The sequence below is a fragment of the Solemya elarraichensis gill symbiont genome (assembly GCF_002021095.1).
GTDB lineage: Bacteria > Pseudomonadota > Gammaproteobacteria > Chromatiales > Chromatiaceae.
Map to the genome: position 1 here is coordinate 1 of NZ_MPRK01000112.1, position 5974 is coordinate 5974.

At 50.4% G+C, this 5974-nt stretch carries 5 protein-coding genes and 3 pseudogenes; 2 read left to right on the plus strand and 6 right to left on the minus strand.

The window, feature by feature from the left end:
* Together BOW51_RS11650 and BOW51_RS11655 are read right to left on the minus strand one after the other, a co-directional pair.
* Positions 1-286, minus strand: a pseudogene (locus BOW51_RS11650) (ATP-binding protein); the annotation flags it as partial.
* A gap of 45 nt (positions 287-331) precedes the next feature.
* Positions 332-634 (minus strand): helicase HerA domain-containing protein, encoded by a 303-nt coding sequence (locus BOW51_RS11655; RefSeq protein ID WP_245828583.1) that lies wholly within the window; start codon positions 632-634, stop codon positions 332-334.
* 464 nt (positions 635-1098) lie between these two features.
* On the opposite strand from BOW51_RS11655, the gene BOW51_RS06750 reads away from it, so the two are divergent.
* Both BOW51_RS06750 and BOW51_RS06755 read left to right on the plus strand, forming a co-directional pair.
* Positions 1099-1326, plus strand: coding sequence for a hypothetical protein (locus tag BOW51_RS06750; protein WP_135568114.1), 228 nt, complete (start codon positions 1099-1101; stop codon positions 1324-1326).
* 41 nt (positions 1327-1367) lie between these two features.
* On the plus strand, positions 1368-2612 hold the full coding sequence (locus BOW51_RS06755; RefSeq protein WP_135568115.1) for an Ig domain-containing protein: 1245 nt from the start codon (positions 1368-1370) through the stop codon (positions 2610-2612).
* 369 nt (positions 2613-2981) lie between these two features.
* Here BOW51_RS06755 and BOW51_RS06760 read toward each other — a convergent pair.
* From BOW51_RS06760 to BOW51_RS11660, 4 genes and pseudogenes are all read right to left on the minus strand, one after another.
* A pseudogene (locus BOW51_RS06760) lies at positions 2982-4361 on the minus strand (TRAP transporter large permease).
* 26 nt (positions 4362-4387) lie between these two features.
* On the minus strand, positions 4388-4942 hold the full coding sequence (locus BOW51_RS06765) for a TRAP transporter small permease subunit (protein WP_078477029.1): 555 nt from the start codon (positions 4940-4942) through the stop codon (positions 4388-4390).
* An 81-nt stretch (positions 4943-5023) separates the two neighbouring features.
* A complete protein-coding gene (locus BOW51_RS06770; protein ID WP_245828585.1) occupies positions 5024-5704 on the minus strand; it encodes a type 2 periplasmic-binding domain-containing protein in 681 nt (226 codons plus the stop codon).
* Positions 5705-5710: 6 nt separating this feature from the next.
* A pseudogene (locus tag BOW51_RS11660) lies at positions 5711-5974 on the minus strand (hypothetical protein); the annotation flags it as partial.

Here is a 5974-nt window from a genome sequence, read left to right on the forward strand (position 1 = left end):
TCCATGCGGTGGAAATCAGTTGTGCCAGCAGAAGATATTCGACTGATTCAACCGAATCAGCCTCTATGCCGATCAGGGATAGCAAGCTGCTGACGGTTGTTGAGAGATAGGAGGTGAAGGCATCAGAATCTTCCAGGATGTTCTCCGGCGGAGCCTCAAGAGAACTTAGAACATTGACGCTGATACCGGCACTGCTGCCCGGGGTGTAGATGGTCTTTTCGACGTTAGAGAACTTTTCAACACGGGCGCTATCCTGGTGATGCCCTTCAATGCCCTCTTTCCACATTGCGGAAATCTTCCTCGCGTAGGCCGGTGTCTGCTTGTTCTTTGATCAGGCTTCATCCCTGACCCATGGTTCAAATGATGTGGAATCGAAGGTGGGATCAGTCAGAAGCAGGTTGCCCATATCACCCTTGGGATCGATAACGATTGACGGGATGTTGTCAATCGCAGCCTCTTCAATCAGGCCGATGCCAAGCCCTGTTTTACCACTGCCCGTCATGCCGATAATGGCTGCGTGGGTGGTGAAGTTTTTGTTCTTGAGTAGTGTTAGATCATCTGTCGGGCTTTGGGTTGCCTTGTCTACATCATGACCGATATAAAAAAGACCCAGCTTTTCGTATAGTTCTTGCATCTTTGTACAGGCTCCTGATCAGAGAATTCATATAATCTTAACCGAAATTTCATTGCTTTTATCCCTGATATTAATTTCATCAGGCTGGTTGTTTATACATAAAGTCTTGACCCTTGTTCACGTTGTTGGCCTGTGAATGCTGTGCTATATGTTTTGTAAGGGAAACGGTAATAGGGATCATTATTGTCTGGATGAATATTCAACTACAGGGATGCCGACAGGAAGAGGGGTGTCGATCAATGCTGGAAACCGGCGCTGATCGCTTCGCTTTTATGTCTGTAAAACTTCCTTCCATTCTTTTGCCTTTTTTCCAGTTCTACAGATTTCACAATAACAGGCCACATAAGAGCCTTGGTAGTTTGCCCCAACAATCAGGTTGAATGCATAGGCTAACGCAGTTGTGTGATTTGACCAGTATTGGAGGAGGGCAGTGCAGGATAGTCACGTAAGAAGTCTTTATTTACATGGAGAAAAAAATGAATAATCAATGGAAAATATCTGATGTTGCCAAATCCGTGCTGATGCTGTCTGTTGCGGCTTTTCCCGCGATTAGCGTGTCAGATAACCTGGTTGAAAATGGTTCATTCGAAGTCCCGGCTGAAGCACAGGGGGATTACCCGGGTGGCAGCAATATGGCAGTCGCCTTCTTGAAGAGGGGGATCTGCCTAGCGGCGCTGCTGATGGGGAGATAGTTGTTGATCTGAAAAAGACAGATGCTTCATTACAGCAACAGTTGAGGCTCCCGCATAGCGGTCGTTACGAGATGCGCGTGCGGCACATGTTATTGAGAGAAGATGGCTCCAATAAAGTTGCCAAGGTAAGGATGCTGTGGAATCAGAACTGGCTGTCTGAATTCAAGGCGAGTAACGACAACTGGCGTAGCCGGCGATTCGATCTTGTTGCTTCAGCGGGTGATGGGGAGCTGTTAATCGAACGCTTCAAGGATGATTGGGCGGCTTCACGCCTGATTGATGATATCCGGCTTTATCCAACTTGCAGGGTCACGCCCAACCGGGTTAGAAATGGTTCGTTTGAAGGCAATGGTCGTATTGTAGTGAATCACAAATTGACGCCATGGCGTACTGAGTATGGAGTTGTAAACAAGTTCTTGGACAGTATTGAAGGGATTAACGTGGCCGAAGGGGGTAATGCTGCACGCCTGAAAACATCACAAGGCAGGGTCTATTTTTATCAGGCGGTAAAGACGACTCCAGGCAAACTCTACGAGATTTCTCTGGACCTGATGGCTGTCGGTAAAAAACAGGCAAACACTAGTGTCGAGCTCTGGTGGGGGCCACAGTTTATTGCTGAGCTGGATGCCAACCACCATGATTGGAGCAGTTACACCTTTGTCGCAAATACAGACAGGATGCGGACTCGCTTTCGCCTGCTGCACCAGGGTGGCGGGGAGGTTGATGTGCTGGCCGATGACGTCCGCGTCTATGCTGTTGAGGGCACTGTTTCGATAGAACCCTTCACAGCAGTTGTGACCCCTGGAAGAGAATTTCAATATACTCCGGCCTACACATCAGACGCTGCTGTAGTGACTCAATGGTCATTAAAAGATGCCCCTGACGGTATGGAAATCGATGCACGAACAGGTACTATCTCCTGGACGCCTGATACTGCGGAAGATACAAGTTTTACACTTGTTGCTGATGCGCCAGACTGTGCGGCACATGATGAACAGTTGATTCAGCTTGAGGGCAATCATAACCCTCAGTTTACATCAGAGCCTGTTTTGACTGCAGTGACGGGCACGCCCTACGTTTATATCTTGACAGCGACAGATGCCGATGATGATGCCTTGATCTATGACCTTGAATTATCCCCTTCCGGTATGGTGCTTGATATTGATGAGGGTCTGCTCTACTGGCATGGGCCAAAGATCGGCCATCACAATGTGATTGTGACTGTTGTCGATGGTCTGGGTGGTGTTGCTAACCAGGAGTTTGTCGTCACTGTAGCTGAGCCTTGATGCGGTATAGACGTTGGAATCGCTAAACGACAACAGCCGGCATTAAGCCGGCTGTTGAAGAAGTGCTATCCCTGTACAATTTTAGTTGCTGCTCTTCCGGAGCTTATACGACATCCTTGTCGTGCAACCTGTGATCAGGAATTCCATTCCCGATATTAGAATATGGTGCCATCCTGGCTCCTGATATCAATTCCGATTTAACGCTTCCATGTGTATTGAAAGATGGTGGTCTTTCTTCCTGTTCGGCGTGTCTTCCTGACACTCCATTTGATATCTTGAAGTTAAGTATAAGGCTGAGGATTTTTTACGCTAGTCGGAAAATTCTGAAAGTTTTGTAAGTAAATTCCTACAAGCCTGTTCATCATTTTGTCAGGAAAAGCCCATCAGGCCGGGTAACCAGAGGACAACCTGGGGTAGTGCAATCAGGAGGGCAATAGTCAAAAAATCTGCTACAAAGAAGGGTGTGACACCGTGAAATACATCTTGCACCGAGCATTCGTCACGCACACCGGCCACGACGAAACAGTTTAGGCCGATCGGCGGTGTAATCAGTCACAACTCGGCCATTTTGACGACGATGATGCCGAACCAGATGGCGCAGCCGACACCTGAGACACCAAAAGCAGATTCTGCTGCAGTGACTGCATCACCGCCATTGAGTGCAATCACGGCCGGGTAGACCACAGGCAGTGTCAGCAGCAGCATGCCGATGGCATCCATGAACATGCCGAGAAGTGCATAAGCACACAGGATCAGGATCAGGGTGATCATCGGGCTCTGCTCAAGACTGGTAATCCAATCGGAGAAGGCACTGGGCAGATCGGCAAAGCCGAGAAAACGGACGTAGAGAAGTACTCCCCAGATAATCGTGAAGATCATCACCGTGAGCTTGGCTGTCTCTAATAGTGCACTCTTGAGTTCACCACCCGTCATGCCTTTCCAGAGTGCCATACACAGGATGACGAAGGCGCCGAGTGACCCAGCCTCGGTGGGTGTGCCGACACCGCCATAGATGCAAACCACGATAATGCCGACGACAAAAAAGATAGGCAGTGTATTCGGCAGGGATTCAAAGCGTTGTTTCCAGCTGTAGCCTGTAACCGGCGGGCCAAAGTCTTTTTTTTCCTTCGCCAGGAAAACGACCAGTCCGCCATAGATCAGGGCAGAGACCATTCCAGGCAGAAAACCGGCCATGAGCAGTGCACCGACATCCTGCTCAACGATGATGGCGTAAATGACCAGTATCGCCGAGGGTGGAATCAGGGAGGCGAGGGTGCCACTGGCAGCGACCACGCCTGCAGCAAAGCGCTTGTCATAACCCAGTTGTAGCATTTCCGGAATGGCGATGCGCGCAAATACTGCAGAAGTCGCAACAGATGCACCGGATACAGCAGCGAAACCTGCCGCCGAAAAAACCGTTGCAACGCCCATGCCGCCCGGCAGCCAGCCAACCCAGCGTTTTGCAGCTTCGAACAGCGCACGTGTCAGGCCGGCATGATAGGCAAGAAAGCCTATCAGGATAAACGTGGGTATCAGGGAGAGAGCGAGTGTAGAGACTTTTGAGTGTGGAATCGTGCCAGCCATTTTCATCGCGACAATGACGCCTCTCTCAAACCCCATCTTGGCCGAGAAGATCCATACGAGTCCGATGAAACCTGCGATAGCGGCAGCAAAGGCAACGCGCATACCGATAATGACAAAAAACAGCATGAAACCGGTGACCCACAGGCCGATGCTGACAGAGTCCATCTGTCCCATCGCCTCAAACAGGGCCATCAGTTGTGTTCTCCGTCACCCTTGCTTTCATTGCCCATCACTGAATCGGCCTCTGCTGCTGCGACAGAGGCGGCATCCTCAATTAGTGGTACCGCAACCGGCTGGTCAGTTCGTTGTCTGATAGCGCGAATGTAGCCCCAGCATTGCAGTACCAGGCGTATTGCGAGAATCGTCAGCGCAAAGGGTACAACCAGTTTGGCAGGCCAGGTCGGCAGGTTGATGCCGAGAGATGAGTCACCGATATTGTATGCACGATAGAAGTGCAGGTATGAGCCGTAGATGAGTACCAGGGTCACCAGCAGCATCAGAAAAGCGGATAACAACTCAACCGCCCACAGACGCCGTCCATGTAAATGCGAAACAAGGATGTCCATGCGGATATGGCCGCCCTGGCGTTGTGTATAGGCGATACCCAGAAAGGCAAAGAAGGCCATGGATTGCTCTACCCAGTCGACATAACCGCTGATTGGCAGAGAGAAAATCCAGCGCCCCAATATATTGGTAGTGGCGATAAATACCAGTAGAAGAATGACAATGCCGCCAAGCAGTGTCAACAGGGACTCCAGCCTGAATAGCAGTTGGTCGCTGCGGCTCAGGCGGGAGTTATCTGTCAGTACACTGTTGGCGCCTATGCCTTATTTGGCTTCCCCGGTTTTCATGGCAAGTTTGCTGTCATCTTCAGCGAAGAGCGCAGCTGTGAAATCAAACAGTGCTTGTGAGTCGAACTTATCCACATTATTTGTGATCCAGTCACTGCGAACAGATTCGGCAAGCTCATTGAGTTTGGCTGTTTGTTCAGGGCTAAAGGTGACCTTGTTCAAACCCTCTTCGGTAACAGCGTTCTCGTAAGCGCCGGTTGTGTTGTTGTCGTAGTTGTCGACATAAAAAGCGATTGCCTCGTCAACAGAGCCTAGCAGTGCTTCCTTGTTGGTGCTGCTCAATGCATTCAGTGCATCGGTATGAACGACAACAGGGCAGTTGGCAGAACCGAGGTTGAGGTTCGTGGTGGCCCACTTGCCGACCTTGTAGGTTTTTGTCGCCAGGTGAGCATGCGGTGCAAATGAAGCTGCATCGATAACACCTGAGTCCATTGATTGGCGTACTTCAGAGAATGGGACACCTGTCTTCACAGCGCCCAGCTTGCTGAGTACACCCATGATGCCGCCCGGGCCACGGACTCGCAGTCCGTTGAAGTCATCCAGTGTGCTAAGTGCATCAGTTTTACTGACAATATTGTATTGCGGCAGAGGCGTTGGCATCAGCAGGGTTGCATTCCAGCGTGCCAGGTCTTTGGCAACAACCGGGTGTTCGTGCACTTTCTGCTAGATCTCTGCAATACGTGCAAGCGAAACATTCTTTGAGAAAGGCAGCTCGGTGACGGTTATCGTCGGATTCTTGTCCTTATGATAGAAGGAGCAGAACTGGGCCATTTCAAATGCGCCAATAGAGATGCCGTCAAGATTCTCTTTCGATTTTGACAGGCCGCCATCGCTGCGCGCCAAGGAGAGAGAATCGAAGGCGCGTAGTCCCCGGTAGCCACTAGGCGAGACTGTTTTTCTGACGTGCGCCAGCGCCAAAGGAAAAAT

What these genes read in the sequence shown, in the direction of transcription:
- BOW51_RS11655 (WP_245828583.1), bottom strand. Translation starts at nt 634, where the DNA reads ATGCAAGAACTATACGAAAAGCTGGGTCTTTTTTATATCGGTCATGAT.
- BOW51_RS06750 (WP_135568114.1), top strand. Translation starts at nt 1,099, where the DNA reads ATGGAGAAAAAAATGAATAATCAATGGAAAATATCTGATGTTGCCAAA.